The organism is Microbacterium sp. C7(2022) (assembly GCF_028823665.1).
Taxonomy (GTDB): Bacteria; Actinomycetota; Actinomycetes; order Actinomycetales; family Microbacteriaceae; genus Microbacterium.
Genome location: NZ_JAPEHV010000005.1, coordinates 180,566 through 200,079, shown reverse-complemented (window position 1 = coordinate 200,079; position 19,514 = coordinate 180,566). Strand labels below are relative to the sequence as shown.

The following is a 19,514-nucleotide window of genomic DNA, read 5'->3' as shown; positions in this document are numbered from 1 at the left end:
TCACGCCGCTTGTCGCGTCGGGACCAGGTTGGTTAGTGTTCATTAACCGGATTTCCACGTTAGCGAGGATTAACTGAAATGACAAGCGGTGCCACCGACCGCGATCGCGCGAAAGCCGACCGCTCTGACGCCATCCTCCGCGCGGCCGCTCGGCTGTTCGCCGAACGGGGGTTCAGCGGCGTCAGCCTCGAAGAACTCGGGAACGCGGTCGGCATCACTGGCCCAGCCCTGTACCGCCACTTCGCAGGAAAGCAGGCCCTTTTGGGCGCGATTCTCGTCTCGGTCAGTGAACGGCTTCTCGCCGGGGGTCGCGAGGTCGCGGCATCCGAGATTCCCGCCGATGAGCGCCTGCGAGAACTCATCCGCTTCCACGTCGACTTCGCCGTGACCGACGCGGACGTGATTCGCGTGCACGATCGCGACCTGGCGAGCTTGACCGATACCGACCGACACACCGTGCGCCGTCTGCAACGCGAGTACATCGACGTGTGGACAGACACGCTCGGCGCGATCCATCCCGACCGCGCACACGACGAACTGCGATTGCGCGCTCACGCAGCGTTCGGGCTGATCAACTCCACCCCGCACAGCGTGCGTGGCATCGCCGCCCCGAACGATGCAACGGTGCGGCGGACGCTCGAATCGATGGCGTACGCCGCCCTGGTGTGCTGACCGCTCAGGTCAAGAGCATCGCGCGGCCGGGTTCCCGCAACACCGCGCCGACTTCGGCGAGGAATCTGGCCCCTTGTTCACCATCGACCAGGCGATGATCGAACGACAACGCCAGGGTCATGACATCGCGAAGGGCGATCTCTCCGCGATGCTCCCAGGGCATGCGCCGCACGGCCCCCAAGGCGAGGATGCCCGCCTCTCCGGGATTGAGGATCGGCGTACCGGCGTCGACCCCGAACACCCCGACGTTGGTGATCGAGAATGTGCCTCCGCGCATGGCATCCGGCGCCGACTTACCCGCGCGGGCCGTCTCGGCGAGCGCGGCGATCTCATCAGCAAGCTCGACGAGCGTCAGATTCTGCGCGTCGCGAATGTTCGGGACGACGAGGCCGCGCGCTGTCGCGGCCGCGATGCCGAGGTTCACGTAGCGGTACTCGACGATCTCGTCGGCTTCCGCATCCCACCGTGAGTTCAGTGACGGATGCCGCATGAGCGCTGCCACGCATGCTTTGGCAGCCACGGCCATGATCCCGATGCGGCGCCCGCTCAGTGCGGAGTCATCGCGCAAACTGGCGATCAGGTCCATGGACGCGGTGACATCGACCGTCAAGAACGTCGTCACGTGCGGGGCGGTGAATGCGCTGGCAACCATCGCGGCTGCCGTGTGCTTGCGCACTCCACGTATCGGCATGCGCACTTCGCGTTCGTTCGCCGCCGTGGGGCGCGCGTCCAGGTGCTCGTCGTAGCCGACGGGTGCGGTCGCCGCGGCCACGTTCGATGCGGCGGCCGCCGCCGCCTCCACATCCTCACGACCGATGACCCCGGACGCATCCGAGGGTGTCACGGTTGTCAGATCGACCCCGAGTCGTCGAGCGAGCGCGCGTACCGGCGGCGTCGAGCGCGGCCGCTCATGTGGATCCGCAGCGCTCTCGTCGTGGGGATTCTCCTCGGCGATGACGTCGTGGGGGGCAGCCTCCAGCACGGCAGTGTCGGTCGTGATTCGCGAGTCGCCGCGGGTTGGCTGCAACCGCCCCTGCCGCGCACGGCGGCGCGGGCGATCGGTGCTTCGAGGCGCCGCGCCATACCCGACGAGATTCGGCCCGGGGGCGGCATCCGCATCATCGTCTTCTGTCGGAAGCGCAGCCGGTTTCGGCTCGCGATCTGACGCCGGCTCCGCGCCGACGCCGATGGTGATCAGCGGGCTGCCGACCTCGATCACCGCGCCAGCCTCAGCGTGAAGCGTCTCGACGATGCCGGCAAACGGCGACGGGAGTTCGACCACCGCCTTGGCTGTCTCGACGTCCGCGAGCGTCTGGTTCAAGCCGACAGTGTCACCCTCGGCCACATGCCACTGCACGATCTCGGCTTCGGGGAGACCTTCACCGAGGTCGGGAAGACGAAACACCTCGCTCATGAGCGCACCTCCGTCGCGGTGTGGTGGTGATCCATCACACGATCCACGCCGTCGAGGATGCGATCGAGATCGGGAATATGCAGGTTCTCAAGCTTCGCGGGCGGGTAGGGAATGTCGTGGCCCGTCACACGTACGGGCGCGGACTCGAGATAGTGGAAGCACTGCTCGGTGATGCTCGTAATGATCTCCGCGCCGACGCCCGCCTCCCGTGCGGCCTCGTGGGTGACCACGACACGGCCGGTCTTGCGCACCGACGCAGACACCGTCCGATAGTCCACCGGGGACAACGAGCGGAGGTCGATCACCTCGATCGAGACACCCTCGTCCTCCGCCGCGACGGCAGCGTCGAGCGCCGTGCGCACCATGGCGCCGTATGTGACCAACGTCACGTCACGCCCCTCGCGGACCACCCGCGCAAGGCCCATCGGCGCGGCATCGGCAAGATCGGTCTCGAGATCGACGTCACCCTTGGTGTGGTACAGCCGCTTGGGCTCGAAGAACACCACGGGGTCATCGCACGCGATCGCCTGACGCAGACACGTATAGGCGTCCTGCGGATTGGATACCGCGATGACACGCAAGCCCGAGGTGTGAACGAAGTACGCTTCCGGCGACTCCGAGTGGAATTCGGCGGCGCCCACTCCCCCCGCCCAGGGGATGCGGATTGTGATCGGCATCTTCACGTTGCCACGGGTGCGGTAGTGCTGCTTCGCCACCTGACAGACGATCTGATCGAACGCAGGGTAGACGAACCCGTCGAACTGGATCTCGACGACCGGTCGGAATCCGCGGAAGGCGAGCCCCACAGCCGTGCCCATGATTCCCGACTCGGCGAGGGGTGTGTCGACGACCCGGTCAGCGCCGAACTCGTTCTGGAGTCCGTCCGTGATGCGGAACACCCCGCCAAGCTTTCCGATGTCCTCGCCCATGAGGAGCACCTTGGGGTCATCAGCCAGCGCCCGACGAAGTCCCTCGTTGAGCGCTTTGCCCATCGTCATCGTGCTCATTGCTGCGCCTCCTCCGTCTCGAACCCATCGAGGTACTCGGCGAACTGGCGGCGTTGGTCGTCTAGCCCGCTGTGAGGCTCGGCGTAGACATGGTCGAACACGCCGAGCGGAGCCCGGCGAGGCGCGTGCAGCGCAGCGTTGCGCATGTCTGCTGCGAGCGCATCAGCTTCAGCGGACACCGATGCGACGAAGCCATCGTCGATCACAGCCTCGGCGCGCAGCAGGGATTCGAAGCGATCGATCGGGTCACGTCGAGCCCAACGCTCGACCTCTTCACTATCGCGGTAGCGCGTCGGGTCATCTGACGTGGTGTGCGGCCCCATGCGATACGTGACCGCTTCGATGTACGCCGGCCCCGCGCCCGAGCGCGTGCGCTGCAGAGCCCAGCGCATGGCCGCAAAGCAACCAAGGACGTCGTTGCCGTCGACCCGCATGCTGGGAATGCCGAAGCCCGGAGCGCGATCAGAGAGCGGATGCCGCGCCTGAAGGCCAACGGGCTCTGAGATCGCCCACTGATTGTTCGAGCAGACGAACACCACGGGTGCGGTGAAGGATGCGGCGAAGATCATGGCCTCGTTGACATCACCCTGGCTCGTCGCACCGTCGCCGAAGTACGCCACCGCACTCTCGTCGGAACCGTCGCGCTGGATTCCCATCGCGTAACCGACGGCATGCAGGGTTTGGGCGCCGATGATGATCTGGGGCGTGGCGACGTTGAGGTCGTAGGGGTTGAACGTGGAGTGCTCTTCGCCCCGCCAGCTCACGACGTAGTCGGCTGCTTTCGCACCGCGAGAGACGAAAACCCCGAGCTCGCGATAACTCGTGAAGACGAAGTCGTCCGAGCGGAGGGCGTGTGCCGTGCCCACTTGTACCGCTTCCTGGCCTCGACACGGGGCCCACAACCCCAATTGCCCTTGCCGTTGCAGGGCGACTCCCTCGATGTCGACACGACGCGTGAGCATCATGTCGCGGTACAGCGCACGCAATTCTTCGGCGGTGATCTCCGCGGCGAACGCGTCGAGTGTCGGATCGTTGACGCGGCGGCCGTCGGAGGCGATCAGCCGGGCCACGTGGTCGACGTCGGACGCGGTGTCAGCATCCGTGGTCTGGGTGTACGTCATCGTCATCCCTCCTTGCGCCCGGAACCTCGTGGGGGTGGGGCTTCGCGGGTCGTCGCGGCATCGTCGCCGCTCCCCCTGACGATACGTCGACATGGCACCTCGCTCAAGCATCCGGAATCCTGTTGAGCATGTTGCGTAGTATGACGCGTTTTGTGCGTGCTATTGTTTCGCACTATGGGGAATCTCGACCGCGTTGATCGGGAGTTGCTGAAGGCGCTCTCCGCCGACCCACGCGCCACGGTGGTCGCACTGTCAGACACACTCGGACTATCACGCAATACCGTGCAGGCCCGAATGTCGCGGCTCGAACAATCCGGCGCCCTGCTCTCCTACGAGCGGTCGATATCAACTCCGGCCTTGGGTTTTCCGATCGAGGCGTTCATCAGCGTCCTCGTCCGCCAAGCCGACCTGCCTCGTATCACCGCTGAGCTGGATCGCGTACCCGAGATCGTGCAAGCCCATGGCCTGTCAGGCCAGGTCGATCTGCTCGTGCGCGTCGCGTGCCGCGACACGCAGCACCTTTTCGACACGGATGCTCGCATTCTCGCGATCGAAGGTGTCGAGCGAACGGAGACCTCGCTGGTCATGGGAGAAGTCATCCCCCACCGGGTGGCCCCCCTTATGGAGCTGGCACAGCGGGGAGAGTAGGAGCCGGCGGCTCGGAGGCATCACGGCGCGACCGTGGAGCACGCGTGATGCCTGCACCCTCGGCATCCATTCGCACGAGGACGACTCCCACCAAGATCAGTGCACCTCCGAGGAACTGGACGGGTGCGGGGACCTCGGCCAACAACACCCAGGCGAACCCGAGCGCGAACAGCACCTCTGACAGGCCGACAAACGACGCCACGCGCGACCCGATGCGAGGCACGGCCTGTACGCCGAGCCCGTAGCCCAGGGTGGTAGCGACGCCCGCGACCAGGAGCAGCGGAACAAACCATGGCGTCGTCCAGCCGTCTGCGAGGCCGACGACTGCGACGCCGTGTACGTGGACTATTCGAAGAATCGATCCAAGCGCTACTGCGACACCGGTAACTGCGGCAATCGCATGAACGTCAACGCGTACCGCGCTCGGAAGGCGCGACGAAAGAAGTGATCGCCGCCGCCGCCTGATCGGGCGTCTCGTAGTGGATCAGATGGCCCACGTCGTCGATCTCGACGAGGTCGGCGTCTGCGAAGAGCGATGCCAAATGCCGCTCTGCCTCAATCGGCGTGATGTCATCACGCACGGCAGCCACCAGCAGGGTGGGCTGCGAAATCGCTGGCGCGCTCGCACGCACATCGTTCGACACCGAGGTGACGAACGCCTCGTGCAGCACGTCCCGATCGGCGAACCGCGAGAAGTACGTGTCGTGTTGATCATGGATGAACCGACGCAGCGCCGGGTCGGACGTCTTGGCCATCGACACGCTCATGACACGCACGATCAGCCCGTTTCGCAAGAGCGCATCGCCGAGGCGCGCGGGCAACTTGGCTCCCGCCCAGTAGTAGAACACGGCCAAACGCGTGAGCACGCCACGCGGCCCTTCGAGCGCGGGTGCTCCGATCGGGTTGATGAGGATCACGCGCGGCGTGTCCAATCCCCCCGACACCGCGGCCGCCACGACGATCGACCCGAACGAGTGGCCGAGCATGATCGAGCCAGGAGCAACCGCATCGACGAACGCGGTCAGCCACTGTGCATACGCATCGAGGTCGTGCGTACGACCCGGAATCGGCGGCGTCTGGCCGAACCCGGGCAGGTCCGGGGAGATGACGCGCACGCCAGGCAAATACGCGACGACCGGTTCGAGGCCGTGGTGGTCACCGCGGAACCCGTGGACAGCGATGATGGTCGTGGCCGCACCCTCGTCGCCATACGTCCAGTACGCAGTCGGCGTTCCGAGCACTTCGATGACGTCTTCGCGCACGGGGATCTCGGCCAGACGGGCAGCGTACGGATTCGCAGGTGGCACCCCTTGAGTCTACGAGCCGCAAGGCACACACGCGTTCGGCGGTGCGCCTCGCGAGCCATGTCGGACCCTCCCCCTAGCCTGAACGCATGCAGTCCTGGCACGCGACACCCCTGCCGCTGTTCGACGTTCCGTCCTGGACGCGCGTCATGGGTGTGTTCGACCTCGAGACCACCGGCATCGAGGTCGAGAGCGATCGGATCGTGACGGCCCACGTCGGCCTCCTCGATGCGGCAGGCAACGTGATCCGTGCAAGAGATTGGCTGGTCGACCCCGGCACGGAGATCCCCGAGGGCGCGACGGCTGTGCACGGCATCACGACCGAGCACGCTCGTGAGCACGGGAGCCCAGCACGAGGTGCGATCGGCGAGATCGTCGACGAGCTCCGTGCACTGCTCGACGCCGGCATCCCCGTCGTCGCCTACAACGCCCCGTTCGATTTCTCTCTACTCAAGCACGAAGCGAACCGCCATGGCGTCGACCCCATCCACGCACCCTCGCCGGTCATCGATCCGCTCGTCGTCGACAAAGCGCTCGATCGCTACCGACGAGGGAAGCGAACCCTCGAGGTCGTTGCGGCGCACTACGCGATCCGCCTGGACGGCGCGCACGAAGCCTCCGCAGACGCGGTCGCGGCGGGTCGCGTGGCGCAGGCGATCGCCGAGCGTTATTCGACGCAACTGCCCAGCGACCTCAGCGTGCTGCACACCCAACAGATTTCCTGGGCGCGAGCTCAAGCAGTGAGCCTTACCGAGTACTTCATCAAGATTGGACGAATCGAACCCGACGACCAGGTCGACGGCAGCTGGCCGATCCGCTGAGAAACGCAAAAGGCCCCGCCGAAGCGGGGCCTTTTGTCGCGGCTGATTACTTGCCGAAGTTCTTGAAGCGCTGGTTGAACTTCTCGACACGACCGGCGGAGTCCATGATGCGCTGCTTGCCCGTGTAGAACGGGTGCGAAGCCGACGAGATTTCGACGTCGATGACGGGGTACTCGACACCGTCGAGCTCGATCGTCTTGTCGCTGGTCACCGTCGAACGGGTGAGGAACGTTTCGCCCGAGCCGAGGTCGCGGAAAACGACAGCCTTGTAGTCGGGGTGGAGGTCAGTCTTCATGGGAAGTCCTTTGAGAAGTGGTGCCCTGGATTTTGCCAGAACGTCAAAGTCTGAGGTGCGAATGCACCAAACAACTACTCTACCAGGCTTCCGGCCGCGTACAGAATCTGCGCTCAGCCGGCGTGCGTTCAGTGCTCGGCGCGAGCGGCGTAACGACCGTTGTCCTCACTCAGCACAATGCGGGCGCCGAACGTCTCACTCAGCGTCTCAGCGGTGAGGTTCTCCGCCAGCGGGCCCGAAGCCACCGCCCGCCCGTCCCGAATCAAGAGCACGTGCGTGAATCCCACGGGGATCTCTTCGACGTGGTGGGTCACCATGATCATCGCGGGCGTCGTCGGCGCTTGCGCGTACCCGCTGAGCAGAGCGAGCAACTCTTCACGCGCTCCGAGGTCGAGGCTGGCGGACGGCTCGTCCAGCAGGAGCAACTCGGGGTCGGTCATGATCGCGCGCGCGATCTGCACGCGCTTCTGCTCCCCATCACTGAGCGTCCCGAACAAGCGGTCGGCCAGGTGATCGAGCCTCCACTCGGCCAAAACGCGCAGTGCGCGGCGCTCATCGATGTCTTCGTAGTCCTCGCGCCACCGGCCGACCACCGAGTAGGCGGCGGTCAGCACGACGTTGAGTACGGTCTCGTCGACAGGGATCTGGCGCGCCATCGCGCTCGATGCGAACCCGATGCGCGGGCGCAACTCGAACACATCGGTTCGGCCGAGCTGCTCGCCGAGCACGGCCACTGTTCCCGAGGTGGGATGCATCAGAGTGTCAGCCAGTTGCAGCAGCGTGGTCTTGCCTGCACCGTTTGGCCCGAGGATGACCCACCGCTCGTTGTCGGCGACCGACCACGAGAGGTGGTCGACGATATTGCGGCTGTTTCGGCGGACGACGACGTCGGAGAACTCGAGCACCTGCGGCATGCTGTCCAGCCTAACGGCCGCCGCCGGTCACCTCTGCGTACAGCGCCGCGGTTTGCGCCGCGATCGCCTCCCAGCTGAAGGCTTCTGTGGCTCGGGCGCGACCGGCCCGACCATATTGGGCGGCAAGATCGGCATCCGACACCACCTCAGTGAGAACGCGAGCCAAGTCATCGACAAACCGATCCGGGTCGATCGGAGTGCCCGTGCCGTCCTGCACTTGAAGGATCGGGACGAGCCGCCCCGTCTCACCGTCGACGACGACCTCCGGGATTCCGCCGGTTGCGGTGCCCACCACGGCGGCGCCACACGCCATCGCCTCGAGGTTGACGATTCCCAGCGGTTCGTATACTGACGGGCACACGAACGTTGTGGCCGCGGTGAGAATCGCACTGAGCTCGTCCCGAGGCAACAGCCGGTCGATCCAGATCACACCCTCGCGGGTGGACTGCAGCCCACGCACGAGCTCTTCCACTTCAGCCAGAATCTGCGGCGTGTCGGGCGCCCCCGCGCACAACACCAGCTGCACGTCTGCAGGCAGCTGTTCTGCGGCGCGCAGCAGATACGGCAGTCCCTTCTGCCGCGTGATGCGACCGACGAACACCACCGACGGCTTCGCAGGATTCATTCCGATGGAGTCGAGGAACTCGGCATTTTCGGTCGGATGCCACGCCTCGACGTCGATTCCGTTGTAGATGACCCGCACCTTGTCGGGGTCGAGAGTCGGGTAACTACGCAAGATGTCTGCGCGCATCCCCTCGCTGACAGCCACGATGGCGGCCGCTCCCTCGTATGCGGTCTTCTCGATCCAGCTCGAAACCGCGTATCCCCCACCCAGCTGCTCGGCCTTCCAGGGGCGCAGCGGCTCGAGGCTGTGGGCAGTCAGCACGTGCGGGATGCCGTGAAGCAGCGATGCCAGGTGCCCGGCGAAGTTGGCGTACCAGGTGTGGCTATGCACGACGTCAGCGCCGGCGGCATCCGTCACGATCTGCAAATCGGTGCCCATTGTCTGCACCGCGGCGTTCGCGTCAGCGAGCTCGACGGGCACTGCATACGACGTGGTGCCGGGCTCCTGGCGCTCGGCACCGAACGCCCGCACGCGGACGTCCACATGTCGAGCAGGATCACCAGCTTCGGCGCGCATCGCACGCACCAGTTCCGCCACATGGACGCCAGCGCCACCGTAGATCTCAGGTGGGTATTCCTTGGTGATGATGTCAACTCGCATGTCACGAACGCTAGTACACGCCGAAAGGGTCCTAGTGTGGTGCCATGCAAACTGCACCGAAGGTCTTCGGAATCATCCTCGCTGGCGGCGAGGGCAAGCGCCTCATGCCACTGACGGCAGATCGCGCAAAACCCGCCGTTCCGTTCGGCGGGCAATACCGCCTGATCGACTTCGCGATCTCGAACCTGATCAACTCGGGTCTCAGACAGATCGTCGTACTCACTCAGTACAAGTCGCATAGTCTCGACCGCCATATCTCGCAGACGTGGCGGATGTCGGCACTCCTGGATTCGTACGTGGCTTCCGTCCCTGCGCAGCAGCGCCTGGGGAAGCGGTGGTTCACCGGCTCAGCGGACGCGATCCTCCAAAGTCTCAACCTCATCAACGATGAGCGCCCCGACATCGTCATCGTGATCGGTGCGGATCACGTGTACCGGATGGACTTCCGCCAGATGTTGGCAGCCCACATCGAATCCGGCGCGCGCGCTACGGTCGCTGGCATTCGTCAACCGCTCGAGCTTGCGAACCAGTTCGGCGTGATCGATGTCGACAAGAACGATCCCACGCGCATCAATCAGTTCCTCGAGAAGCCGCAGAATCCCGAAGGTCTGGCAGATGCGCCGCACGAAGTGCTCGCCTCGATGGGTAACTACATCTTCGACACGGACGCACTGATCGAGGCCGTCGAAGCCGACGGTGAACTCCCGACGTCGAACCACGACATGGGCGGCGACATCGTGCCGTACTTCGTCGACCGCGGCGAGGCCGGCGTATACGACATGAATCGCAACGACGTTGCCGGGTCGACCGATCGCGACCGCTACTACTGGCGCGACGTGGGAACCATCGATTCGTTCTTCGACGCCCATCAGGACCTGATTTCGACGCTGCCGATCTTCAACCTGTACAACATGGACTGGCCGATCCACTCACAATCTGTCAACTCTCCCCCGGCGAAGTTCGTTCGCGACAACGTCGGGCGGATTGGCAACGCGATCGACTCGGTCGTGTCCTTGGGGTCAGTGTTGTCCGGAACCCATCTCGAGCGCAGCGTCGTCGGCCCCTGGACATTGGCCGCCGGTGGATCGACGATCACCGACTCCGTCCTGTTCGACTCGGTGCGTGTCGGCGTCGGAGCACGGATCCACCGTGCCATTCTCGACAAGAATGTGGTGCTTGCCGACGGTGCGACCGTCGGAGTCGATCGCACACGAGATCTCGAACGCGGATTCACCGTGACCGACTCCGGGATCACGGTGGTCGGCAAGGGCGTACACGTCGACCGCTGATACCCAGTCCGCCCTCGATGGGCGGGGACGGCCTCGTGCGGGCGCTAGCGTTAGAGAATGCCCGTTCACGCTGCGCGCTTCCTCGTCGTCCTTGACGCCGACTCCACCCTCATCCGCAACGAGGTCATCGAACTGATCGCTGACGAAGCCGGACGGGGCGCCGAAGTCGCTGCGGCCACCGACGCAGCAATGCGCGGTGAGGTTGATTTCGCGAGCAGCCTGCGCTCGCGCGTCAACGCGCTGGCGGGTGTGCATATCGACTCGTTTGCGCGTGTTCGCGCGCGGATCGAGCCGACCCCCGGGGTGAGGGAACTGATCGACGAAGTGCACCGTCGCGGTGGCCTCGTCGGCGTGGTGTCGGGTGGTTTTCACGAGATCCTCGACGTCATCGCGCCCGAACTGGGCGTCGACGTATGGCGCGCGAATCGACTCACGGTCGCAGACGGCAGACTGAACGGCGCGGTCGACGGCGAGATCGTGGATGCTCAGGCGAAAGCCGACACGCTACGCAGCTGGGCCTCCGAAGCCGGTGTGGATCGTCGCCTCACATTCGCTATCGGCGACGGCGCCAACGACCTGGTGATGATGGGCGCAGCCGCTCTCGGCATCGCATTCAATGCCAAACCGGCCGTCCGCGAACGCGCCGACATCGTTGTGGGCACGGTTGACCTGGCTGAGGTGATCGCGCTCCTGCCCGTGCTCGAGCAGGCCCGGTAGCAGCGCTCAGTGCCCCATGCCGAGGCCGCCGTCGACCGGAATGACCGCACCTGAGATATAGCCCGCGTCGTCGGATGCCATCCACGTGACGACTCCGGCAACCTCATCGGCCGTCGCGAAACGGCCAGCAGGAATGTTGCGCTTGTACTCCGCTTGGGTTTCGTCGGGCAACGCAGCGGTCATGTCGGTCTCGATAAAGCCCGGCGCGACGACGTTGGCGGTGATCCCCCGGCCTCCGAGTTCACGTGTCAGGGAGCGCGCGAATCCGACGAGGGCGCTCTTGGATGCCGCGTAGTTGATCTGGCCCGCCGAACCGTACAATCCGACCACGCTGGAGATCAGGATCACGCGACCCCAGCGGGCACGGAGCATCCCCTTTGAAGCGCGCTTGACCACACGGAACGCGCCGCCCAGGTTCGTTGCCACCACGCTGTCGAAGTCGTCCTCCGTCATCCGCAGCAACAGCGTGTCTTTCGTTACTCCCGCGTTGGCGACGACGATCTCGACGGGTCCGAGTTCTCGCTCGACCTCGCTGAAGGCCGCATCGACTGCCGCAGCGTCAGTGACGTCCGCACGTACTGTGAGCGTGCCTTCAGGGCCTTCTCCCGAGCGGGCCGTCACGGCGACGCGGTATCCGGCGGCGACGAATCGCTCGGCGATGGCGCGGCCGATGCCGCGGTTTCCACCGGTGACAAGAACGACGCGATCCGTAGACATGGGGCCTCCGAGCGGGGTAGGGGAAACGATCACGAGCGATCAGCCGCCCGTACGAGGTCGATGCCCATCCTGTCACGGTCGACCGACCCCGGCATCTCGTCACGCCGAGAGCCTCGAAGAACCAAGGCATGGCGCGCGCGGCGTATCCTGGAGGAACCGTGAAGAGCACCAAACGGACGCCGTCTGCCACCTCCCTCCCTCGCGCCCCGCGCGATGACGCTGGCGCGCGATCGAAGCGGTACTTGATCATGATGTCGATCCGCCTGGTGTGCTTTATCCTCATGGTCGTCATCACCCCGTACGGCTGGCAGACATGGTTGTTCGGCGCAGCCGCGATCTTTCTCCCCTACGTCGCCGTCGTGTCGGCGAACAACGGCGAGGCGATGTCCGCGGGTCCGGTCGAGAACCCCGAGCGCATGCTCGAAGCACGCGGTCCCGAGCGCAGCGATACCGCTCCCGAAGCGCCGGCGTTCTACCTGTTGAAGGAATCCGATAGGCCAGCGCCGCCGTCCGACGATGATGCGGGCACGCGGCAATGACCGAATCCGCTATCTGCTCGCGCGCCGGATGCCGAGACCACGCTGTGTGGCGCGTCGAATGGCGCAATCCGCGCATCCACGCACCCGATCGGGTGAAGACCTGGGTCGCGTGCGACCAGCACCGCGCATTTCTGCACGACTACCTGGCCGCACGAGACTTCCCCGTTTCCGTCCGACCACTCGACGATGCGGACGAGACCGCGGAGTGGGATCGATGAGTCGGGCCCGCAGCATGCAGAGCCTGCCGAAGGCCGGCAGATGGGCCATCTACATCGCCCTCGCAGTCGTGTTCGCCATCGCGTGCACGTTCTTGTCACATTGGCAGTTCACTCGCAATGAGGACCGATCGGCACAGCTCGCTCTTGTCGAGCAGAACTACGATGCTGCCCCCGTGCCGCTGGCCGAGGTTATCCCCGCCGGGACCGCGCTCGATCCTGACGATGAGTGGCGCCCCGTCGAGCTCGTCGGTACCTATGTCCTCGAGGACCAGGTGCTTGCCCGCAATCGTCCGCACGGCGGCACCGCGGCCTTCGAGGTGCTGGTACCGTTCGAATTGACCGACGGCCGAGTCTTCCTGGTCGACCGTGGCTGGGTTCCACCCGGCGACGACCAACCCGAACCCGACGCTGTCCCCGCTCCGCCGGACGGGGAGACCACGGTCATCGTGCGGTTGCGCCCCAGCGAACCGCTCCCGTCATCGGGCCGCTCCGCACCCGAGGGCCAGGTTCCGACCATCAACGTGCCGCTGGTGGCAGAGACGGTCGACGCGGCGACCGGCGAAGCAATGGATACCAGCGCTTACGGGTTGATGGTGTCCGAAGATCCCGCCGCGGCAGTGACTCCCGCTGCACTGGAGGCGCCGTCCGAAGATCCCGGCCCGCACCTGTCGTATGCGATCCAGTGGATCTTGTTCGCGATCATGGGCTTCGTCTTCATCGGCTACGTCATCAGAACCGAACGCCAGCACCGGCGAGAAGACGAAGAGGATGCCGCCGCAGAGGGCGCGGCCGCGGCATCCAGACAACCGACCCCTCGCCGAGCGCAACGCCGCCGCGACCGTGATGCCGACGACGAGGATGCCCTCCTCGACGCGCTGCAGTAGCAGGCAGCCTCAGGCGAGCGTGATGAGATCCGCGTAATCGCGACCCCAGATGTCTTCGACACCGTCGGGCAGGATAAGCACGCGTTCGGGATTGAGCGCTTCGACAGCGCCCTCATCGTGCGACACGAGAACGACCGCGCCCTCGTAGTGCGCCAGGGCCCCGAGGATCTCTTCTCGCGAGGCCGGGTCGAGGTTGTTCGTCGGCTCATCAAGCAAGAGCATGTTCGCACTCGAGACGACGAGTGTCGCCAGCGACAACCGAGTCTTCTCGCCCCCGGAAAGCACCCCCGCAGGCTTCAGCACGTCGTCACCCGTGAACAGGAACGACCCGAGCACCTTGCGCGCCTCTGTGGCATTGATGTCGGGCGCTGCCGACATCATGTTCTCCAACACCGAGCGATCGACGTCGAGGTTCTCGTGCTCCTGCGCGTAGTAGCCAACCTTGAGCCCGTGACCCGGCTCAAGTTGCCCGGTATCGGGCTGATCGACGCCGGCAAGAATGCGCAGCAGCGTGGTTTTTCCGGCGCCGTTGAGCCCGAGGATCACGACTTTGGAACCGCGATCGATCGCGAGGTCGACATCGGTGAAGATTTCGAGTGAGCCGTACGATTTTGACAGACCGGATGCCATGAGTGGCGTCTTGCCGCACGGAGCAGGCTTGGGGAAGCGGAGCTTCGCGACGCGCTCTTCCTGGCGCACCTCGTCAAGCCCTGACAGCATCTTTTCTGCGCGTGCGACCATCTGGTGTGCCGACGCCGCCTTCGAAGCCTTCGCGCCGAATCGCGCAGCCTGCAGTTGCAGGGCTGTCGCCTTCTTTTCGACGTTGACGCGCTCCTTCTTGCGGCGCTCTTCATCGGCGACGCGCTGGCGAAGGTAGTTCTTCCAGTTCATGTTGTAGACGTCTATGACCTGACGGTTCGCGTCCAGGTAGAACACACGGTTGACCGTCTCGCCGACGAGTTCCACATCGTGACTGATGACGATCAGCCCGCCCTTGTAGTTCTTCAAGAACTCACGCAACCACACGACGCTGTCCGCGTCGAGGTGGTTGGTCGGTTCGTCGAGGATCATCGAGTCGGCGTCCGAGAACAGGATTCGCGCGAGTTCGATGCGCCGTCGCTGTCCGCCGGAGAGCGTCTTCAGCGGCTGGTCGAGAATTCGGTCCGGGAGCGAGAGGTTGTGCGCGATCGACGCCGCTTCTGCTTCGGCTGCGTAGCCGCCCTGCGCCTCGAATCGCTCGGTGAGGTTCGCGTACTTGCGCATCGCGCGGGCCGCAACCTTCTCGTCGGGGTCTCCCATCGCCAGCGATGCCTCGCTCATCCCCAGCGCAAGAGTGCCGAGTCCACGAGCATCGAGGATGCGCGTGCGGGCGAGCATCTCAGGGTCACCCGAACGAGGGTCCTGAGGCAGATAGCCGAGTTCGCCGGAGCGGTCTACCCGCCCCGCAGCCGACAGCAGGTCGCCGGCGAGCACCTTGGTGAGCGTCGTTTTCCCCGCGCCGTTGCGCCCAACGAGGCCGACCTTGTCGCCAGCCGAGACGCGGAACGATACGTCCGACATCAAGACGCGCGCGCCGACGCGGATTTCGAGGTCGTGCACGGCAAGCACAGCGAACGTCCGTTCCGTAGAAGAAATGGGAGACCTGACCGAATGGCAGTCTTTCCAGTATAGGTCGGCGTACCTGAGCGTCACACGAGGTCACTCTCGATTCGCACGTTTCGCTTCACCTAACTAATGTAAGGCTTGCCTTACTGACCGAATCGAAGGATGTCTCGTGCCTCGTACCCGTACCGCCGCCGCTCTCGGCCTTGCCGCCACCGCTGCGCTCGTCCTGAGTGGCTGCTCCACCTCCTCCTCCGAGACGGCGTCCGCGCCCGAGGTGGTGTCGGGTGACAGCTTCCCCGTGACCGTCACGCACGCTTTCGGCGAGACAGTGATCGACGAGCAGCCCGAACGCGTGGCCACCATCGCGTGGGCAAACCACGAGGTCCCGATCGCTCTGGGCATCGTTCCCGTCGGCATGAGCAAGGCCACCTGGGGCGACGACGACGGCGACGGCGTCCTCCCGTGGGTCGAGGACGCCCTCGACGAGCTGGGCGCCGAAACCCCCGTGCTGTTCGACGAGACGGATGGCATTGATTTCGAGGCTGTCGCCGATACCAACCCCGACGTGATCCTCGCGGCGTACTCGGGTCTGACGCAGGAGGACTACGACACACTGTCGAAGATCGCTCCCGTTGTCGCCTACCCCGAGGTCGCATGGGGCACCTCGTACCAGGACATGATCCGTCTCAACTCGCAGGCCCTGGGCCTGTCTGTGGAGGGCGACGCACTCATCGCAGAACTCCAGGGCGAGGTGGATGCTGCGCTCGCGAGCTACCCCGAGCTCGCCGAGTCGTCGGTGCTGTTCTCCTACCTCGACCCCGCGGACTTCAGCCAGATCGGGTTCTACACCAGCCTCGACACGCGTCCGGCATTCCTGACGGAGTTGGGCCTGCCCGAGCCTGCGGTCGTGACCGAGGAATCCGAGGGCTCGGACGCGTTCTACCTCACCGTGAGCGCTGAGGAAGCTGAGCGCTTCGACGATGTCGACGTCTTCGTCACCTACGGCGACGCCGACGGAGCGATCGTCGACGCGATCCAGGCCGACGCACTGCTGTCGAAGATTCCGGCCGTTGCAGCCGGCCAGATCGCGGTGCTCGAGAACAACACGCCTCTCGCTGCTTCAGCGAACCCATCTCCGCTGTCGATCGGCTGGGGCATCGACGACTACTTCGCGCTCCTCGCCGGCGCACTGAACCAGGACGGGTGAGCATCACCCAGCCTTCTCCATCGTTGTCGACCGTCGCACAGGTGCGGCGGCCGACAACGGTGCGTCTGGCCTGGCTGGTCGGGCTCGTCGCACTGCTGATCGTGCTGTGCGTCGCATCGGTCGCGTTCGGCGTCCGTTCGGTCTCACTCGGGGAGATCATCGCCGGCGTGACCGGGGATACCTCGGGTGTCGCCGAGGCGGCGGTCGCCGCGCGGATCCCGCGCACCGTGCTCGCCATCCTCGTCGGCGCGGCCCTGGCACTGTCGGGCGCCACCATGCAGGCGGTCACGCGCAACCCCCTGGCCGACCCCGGCATCCTGGGGGTGTCAGCGGGCGCAGCGCTTGCTGTCGTCATCGGCATCGCGTTCTTCAGCGTCACGGCCCCCTTGGCAACCATGGGATTCGCGATTGCTGGTTCCGCTGTCGCAGCCGTGTTCGTCTACATGGTCGGTTCCCTGGGCCGCGGCGGCGCGACTCCTTTGAAACTGGCGCTGGCGGGCGCGGCGACGTCGGCGGCGTTCATGTCGCTCGTGAGCGCGATCCTGCTCCCCCGTGTCGACATCCTCGAGACGTTCCGTTTCTGGCAGATCGGCGGCGTCGGCGGCGCAACATGGGATCGCATCACCCTGGTGCTGCCTGTCCTTGCCATCGGCGCCCTCATCTGCTTCGCGTGCGCGCGAGGCATGAACTCACTCGCCCTCGGCGATGATCTCGCCACCGGGCTCGGCGAGAACGTCGCGCGCACGCGGATCATCGCGTCCGCCGGCGCGGTGGTTCTGTGCGGCGCCGCGACCGCGGTCGCTGGCCCCATCGCATTCGTCGGGCTGGTCATCCCCCACTTGTGCCGGCTACTCGTCGGCACGGACCACCGGTGGCTCCTCCCCTTCACGGCGATCGCGGGCGCCGAACTGCTCATCCTCGCCGACGTCATCGGTCGTGTGATCGCTCGTCCGCAAGAAATCGAGGTCGGCATCATCACCGCGTTCATCGGCGCGCCCTTCTTCATCTGGATCGTGCGCCGCCAGAAGGTGCGTGAACTGTGAGCGCCCTCGCACAGAAGACGTCGATCATGGATGCCGCGACCGTGCGCCACGCTCGTGCACGCCGAATGCGCCGCAACGGTGCCGTCGTCGGCGCACTTGCTGCCATCCTGCTCGCGGTCTTCGCGGTCAGCCTCATGATCGGCAACACCTTCTACACCCCGGCGGAGGTTGTCGGCGTCATACTCGGGCAGGATGTGCCGGGTGCGTCGTTCACGGTGGGTGAACTGCGACTTCCTCGCGTGGTGCTCGCCATCCTCGCGGGACTGTCATTCGGAATGGCCGGTGTCACGTTCCAGACGATGCTACGCAACCCCCTGGCATCCCCCGACATCATCGGAATCAGCTCGGGCGCAAGTGCCGCGGCGGTGTTCGCGATCATCGTCTTGGCTCTCGATGAAACGTGGGTGTCGCTGTTCGCCCTCGCCGGCGCGCTGATCACCGCCACCGCCATCTACCTGCTCTCCCACAAGGGCGGCATGTCGGGTACCCGACTGATCCTGATCGGTATCGGCGTTGCCGCCATGCTCGACTCGCTGGTGACCTACCTCCTGTCGCGGGCACCGGCGTGGGACCTGCAAACAGCCATGCGCTGGCTGACTGGCAGCCTGAACAACGCGAGCTGGGACATGGTTCTCCCCGTCGCCATTGCCTGTGCAGTGCTCGTCCCCGCACTGTTGGGTCAGACCCGAAACCTCACCGCCCTCCGCCTCGGCGATGACTCGGCCGCCGGACTCGGCGTCCACGTCAGTCGCACACGAATCGTGCTGATTCTCGCTGCCGTCGCGCTCCTGGCCGTTGCGACCGCAGCGACCGGACCGATCGCGTTCGTTGCGTTCATGGCGGGCCCGATCGCCGCGCGCCTGGTCGGCGGCGGGGCGTCCTTGCTCGTGCCAGCGGGCCTGGTGGGCGCCCTGCTCGTGAGCATTTCGGATCTCGTCGGCCAGTTCGCCTTCGACAGCAGATACCCGGTGGGTGTCATCACGGGTGTCCTCGGCGCGCCCTATCTCGTCTACCTGCTGATCCGCACCAACCGGTCTGGAGCATCCTTGTGACCCGAACACACCAGCTCACCGCACACGACGTCACACTCGCCTACGGCGACCGCACGATCGTCGACAGCTTGGAACTCGCGATCCCACCCGGGTGCATTACGGCGATCATCGGCGCGAATGGCTGCGGCAAGTCGACGCTCCTGCGTGCGCTGTCGCGACTGCTGACTCCGAAGACCGGACAGGTTGTCCTTGATGGCCATGCCATCCACACCCGCCCCTCCAAGGAGGTCGCGCGCACCCTGGGCCTGCTTCCGCAGAGCCCCGTTGCCCCCGAAGGCATCGTGGTGAGCGATCTGGTCGGCCGGGGACGTTACCCCCACCAGAAGCTCCTCGCTCGATGGAGCGCCCACGACTACGACGTCGTGGCGCAGGCGCTCACGGCGACGGGCACCGACGATCTGGCCGATCGCAGCGTGGACGAACTGTCCGGGGGCCAGCGCCAGCGCGTCTGGATCGCGATGGCGCTCGCGCAAGAGACCGACATCCTGCTGTTGGACGAGCCGACGACCTTCCTCGATGTCGCCCATCAGATCGAGGTGCTCGACCTCCTCACCGACCTAAACCGTGATCGCGGCACCACGATCGTGATGGTGCTGCACGATATGAACATGGCAGCCCGCTACGCCGACCATGTGTTCGCACTGCGCGACGGGCGCATCGTTGCCGACGGGCCACCAGCCGAGGTGATGACGGACGGACTGATCCGCGACGTCTTCAACATCGACGCCATCGTCATCCCCGATCCGGTCTCCGGATCCCCCATTGTTCTCCCCCGCGGCCGGCACCACGTGCAGGGCGCAACCTCGGCCTCCACCGAATAGG

Annotated in this window: 22 protein-coding genes and 1 pseudogene; 13 read left to right on the top strand and 10 right to left on the bottom strand. The window is 65.5% G+C overall.

The features are described from left to right. Positions 1–78 precede the first annotated feature (78 nt). Positions 79–672 carry a TetR/AcrR family transcriptional regulator gene (locus ON062_RS09280; protein ID WP_274646854.1) on the top strand — a complete coding sequence of 198 codons (594 nt, stop codon included), beginning with the start codon at positions 79–81 and terminating at the stop codon, positions 670–672. Between the two features lie 4 nt (positions 673–676). Here ON062_RS09280 and ON062_RS09275 read toward each other — a convergent pair whose 3' ends face one another. The 3 genes from ON062_RS09275 to pdhA are packed head-to-tail and all read right to left on the bottom strand — an operon-like array spanning position 677 to position 4,214. After that, on the bottom strand, positions 677–2,086 hold the full coding sequence (locus ON062_RS09275) for a dihydrolipoamide acetyltransferase family protein (RefSeq protein ID WP_274646853.1): 1,410 nt from the start codon (positions 2,084–2,086) through the stop codon (positions 677–679). After that, positions 2,083–3,093, bottom strand: coding sequence for an alpha-ketoacid dehydrogenase subunit beta (locus tag ON062_RS09270; protein ID WP_274646852.1), 1,011 nt, complete (start codon positions 3,091–3,093; stop codon positions 2,083–2,085). The genes ON062_RS09275 and ON062_RS09270 overlap by 4 nt, the downstream gene beginning before the upstream one ends. Continuing rightward, positions 3,090–4,214, bottom strand: a complete 1,125-nt coding sequence (gene pdhA / locus ON062_RS09265; RefSeq protein WP_274646851.1) for a pyruvate dehydrogenase (acetyl-transferring) E1 component subunit alpha — start codon at positions 4,212–4,214, stop codon at positions 3,090–3,092. Before pdhA ends, ON062_RS09270 begins: the two co-directional genes overlap by 4 nt. A gap of 174 nt (positions 4,215–4,388) precedes the next feature. Here pdhA and ON062_RS09260 point away from each other — a divergent pair, with 174 nt between their 5' ends. Then, positions 4,389–4,862 carry an Lrp/AsnC family transcriptional regulator gene (locus ON062_RS09260; RefSeq protein ID WP_274646850.1) on the top strand — a complete coding sequence of 158 codons (474 nt, stop codon included), beginning with the start codon at positions 4,389–4,391 and terminating at the stop codon, positions 4,860–4,862. Here ON062_RS09260 and ON062_RS09255 read toward each other — a convergent pair. After that, entirely contained in the window at positions 4,834–5,211 is a 378-nt protein-coding gene (locus ON062_RS09255) for a DMT family transporter (protein ID WP_274647052.1), read from the bottom strand. The genes ON062_RS09260 and ON062_RS09255 overlap by 29 nt on opposite strands. On the opposite strand from ON062_RS09255, the pseudogene ON062_RS09250 reads away from it, so the two are divergent. Continuing rightward, a pseudogene (locus ON062_RS09250) lies at positions 5,170–5,310 on the top strand (CGNR zinc finger domain-containing protein); the annotation flags it as partial. The gene ON062_RS09255 and the pseudogene ON062_RS09250 sit on opposite strands and share 42 nt — an antisense overlap. Here the strand turns inward: ON062_RS09250 and ON062_RS09245 are convergent. Beyond that, positions 5,270–6,169, bottom strand: coding sequence for an alpha/beta fold hydrolase (locus ON062_RS09245; RefSeq protein WP_274646849.1), 900 nt, complete (start codon positions 6,167–6,169; stop codon positions 5,270–5,272). The pseudogene ON062_RS09250 and the gene ON062_RS09245 sit on opposite strands and share 41 nt — an antisense overlap. 86 nt (positions 6,170–6,255) lie before the next feature. Here ON062_RS09245 and ON062_RS09240 point away from each other — a divergent pair, with 86 nt between their 5' ends. Next, the gene (locus tag ON062_RS09240) at positions 6,256–6,987 is read left to right on the top strand and encodes a 3'-5' exonuclease (protein ID WP_274646848.1); all 732 of its coding nucleotides are present in this window, start codon (positions 6,256–6,258) and stop codon (positions 6,985–6,987) included. 46 nt (positions 6,988–7,033) lie between these two features. On the opposite strand, the gene ON062_RS09235 is transcribed toward ON062_RS09240, so the two are convergent. From ON062_RS09235 to glgA, 3 genes are all read right to left on the bottom strand, one after another. Beyond that, positions 7,034–7,282: a type B 50S ribosomal protein L31 gene (locus ON062_RS09235; RefSeq protein ID WP_274646847.1), complete on the bottom strand. Its 249-nt coding sequence runs from the start codon at positions 7,280–7,282 to the stop codon at positions 7,034–7,036. A gap of 128 nt (positions 7,283–7,410) precedes the next feature. Then, positions 7,411–8,196 carry an ABC transporter ATP-binding protein gene (locus ON062_RS09230; RefSeq protein ID WP_274646846.1) on the bottom strand — a complete coding sequence of 262 codons (786 nt, stop codon included), beginning with the start codon at positions 8,194–8,196 and terminating at the stop codon, positions 7,411–7,413. Between the two features lie 10 nt (positions 8,197–8,206). Continuing rightward, positions 8,207–9,421: a glycogen synthase gene (gene glgA / locus ON062_RS09225; protein ID WP_274646845.1), complete on the bottom strand. Its 1,215-nt coding sequence runs from the start codon at positions 9,419–9,421 to the stop codon at positions 8,207–8,209. Positions 9,422–9,465: 44 nt separating this feature from the next. Between glgA and glgC the strand changes: the two genes are divergently transcribed. Continuing rightward, positions 9,466–10,710, top strand: a complete 1,245-nt coding sequence (glgC, locus tag ON062_RS09220; RefSeq protein ID WP_274646844.1) for a glucose-1-phosphate adenylyltransferase — start codon at positions 9,466–9,468, stop codon at positions 10,708–10,710. Between the two features lie 57 nt (positions 10,711–10,767). Beyond that, complete coding sequence (gene serB / locus ON062_RS09215) at positions 10,768–11,427, top strand: phosphoserine phosphatase SerB (RefSeq protein WP_274646843.1); 660 nt, start codon at positions 10,768–10,770, stop codon at positions 11,425–11,427. A gap of 6 nt (positions 11,428–11,433) precedes the next feature. Here the strand turns inward: serB and fabG are convergent, their stop codons facing one another. Further along, a complete protein-coding gene (gene fabG, locus ON062_RS09210; RefSeq protein ID WP_274646842.1) occupies positions 11,434–12,144 on the bottom strand; it encodes a 3-oxoacyl-ACP reductase FabG in 711 nt (236 codons plus the stop codon). 158 nt (positions 12,145–12,302) lie between these two features. Here fabG and ON062_RS09205 point away from each other — a divergent pair, with 158 nt between their 5' ends. From ON062_RS09205 to ON062_RS09195, 3 genes are read left to right on the top strand one after another with little or no spacing between them, the layout of a single operon-like run. Beyond that, positions 12,303–12,683, top strand: a complete 381-nt coding sequence (locus tag ON062_RS09205; RefSeq protein WP_274646841.1) for a DUF3099 domain-containing protein — start codon at positions 12,303–12,305, stop codon at positions 12,681–12,683. Then, entirely contained in the window at positions 12,680–12,901 is a 222-nt protein-coding gene (locus ON062_RS09200; RefSeq protein ID WP_274646840.1) for a hypothetical protein, read from the top strand. The genes ON062_RS09205 and ON062_RS09200 overlap by 4 nt, the downstream gene beginning before the upstream one ends. Continuing rightward, positions 12,898–13,785 (top strand): SURF1 family protein, encoded by an 888-nt coding sequence (locus ON062_RS09195; RefSeq protein WP_274646839.1) that lies wholly within the window; start codon positions 12,898–12,900, stop codon positions 13,783–13,785. Before ON062_RS09200 ends, ON062_RS09195 begins: the two co-directional genes overlap by 4 nt. A 9-nt stretch (positions 13,786–13,794) precedes the next feature. Here ON062_RS09195 and ON062_RS09190 read toward each other — a convergent pair whose 3' ends face one another. Then, the gene (locus ON062_RS09190; protein ID WP_274646838.1) at positions 13,795–15,393 is read right to left on the bottom strand and encodes an ABC-F family ATP-binding cassette domain-containing protein; all 1,599 of its coding nucleotides are present in this window, start codon (positions 15,391–15,393) and stop codon (positions 13,795–13,797) included. Between the two features lie 166 nt (positions 15,394–15,559). On the opposite strand from ON062_RS09190, the gene ON062_RS09185 reads away from it, so the two are divergent. The 4 genes from ON062_RS09185 to ON062_RS09170 all read left to right on the top strand — a co-directional run bounded on the left by ON062_RS09185 (position 15,560) and on the right by ON062_RS09170 (position 19,513). Beyond that, positions 15,560–16,597 (top strand): iron-siderophore ABC transporter substrate-binding protein, encoded by a 1,038-nt coding sequence (locus ON062_RS09185; RefSeq protein ID WP_274646837.1) that lies wholly within the window; start codon positions 15,560–15,562, stop codon positions 16,595–16,597. Positions 16,598–16,599: 2 nt separating this feature from the next. Then, on the top strand, positions 16,600–17,640 hold the full coding sequence (locus ON062_RS09180; protein WP_274647051.1) for an iron ABC transporter permease: 1,041 nt from the start codon (positions 16,600–16,602) through the stop codon (positions 17,638–17,640). 65 nt (positions 17,641–17,705) lie between these two features. After that, complete coding sequence (locus ON062_RS09175) at positions 17,706–18,692, top strand: iron chelate uptake ABC transporter family permease subunit (protein WP_274647050.1); 987 nt, start codon at positions 17,706–17,708, stop codon at positions 18,690–18,692. Further along, the gene (locus ON062_RS09170) at positions 18,689–19,513 is read left to right on the top strand and encodes an ABC transporter ATP-binding protein (protein ID WP_274646836.1); all 825 of its coding nucleotides are present in this window, start codon (positions 18,689–18,691) and stop codon (positions 19,511–19,513) included. Before ON062_RS09175 ends, ON062_RS09170 begins: the two co-directional genes overlap by 4 nt. Position 19,514 lies beyond the last annotated feature (1 nt).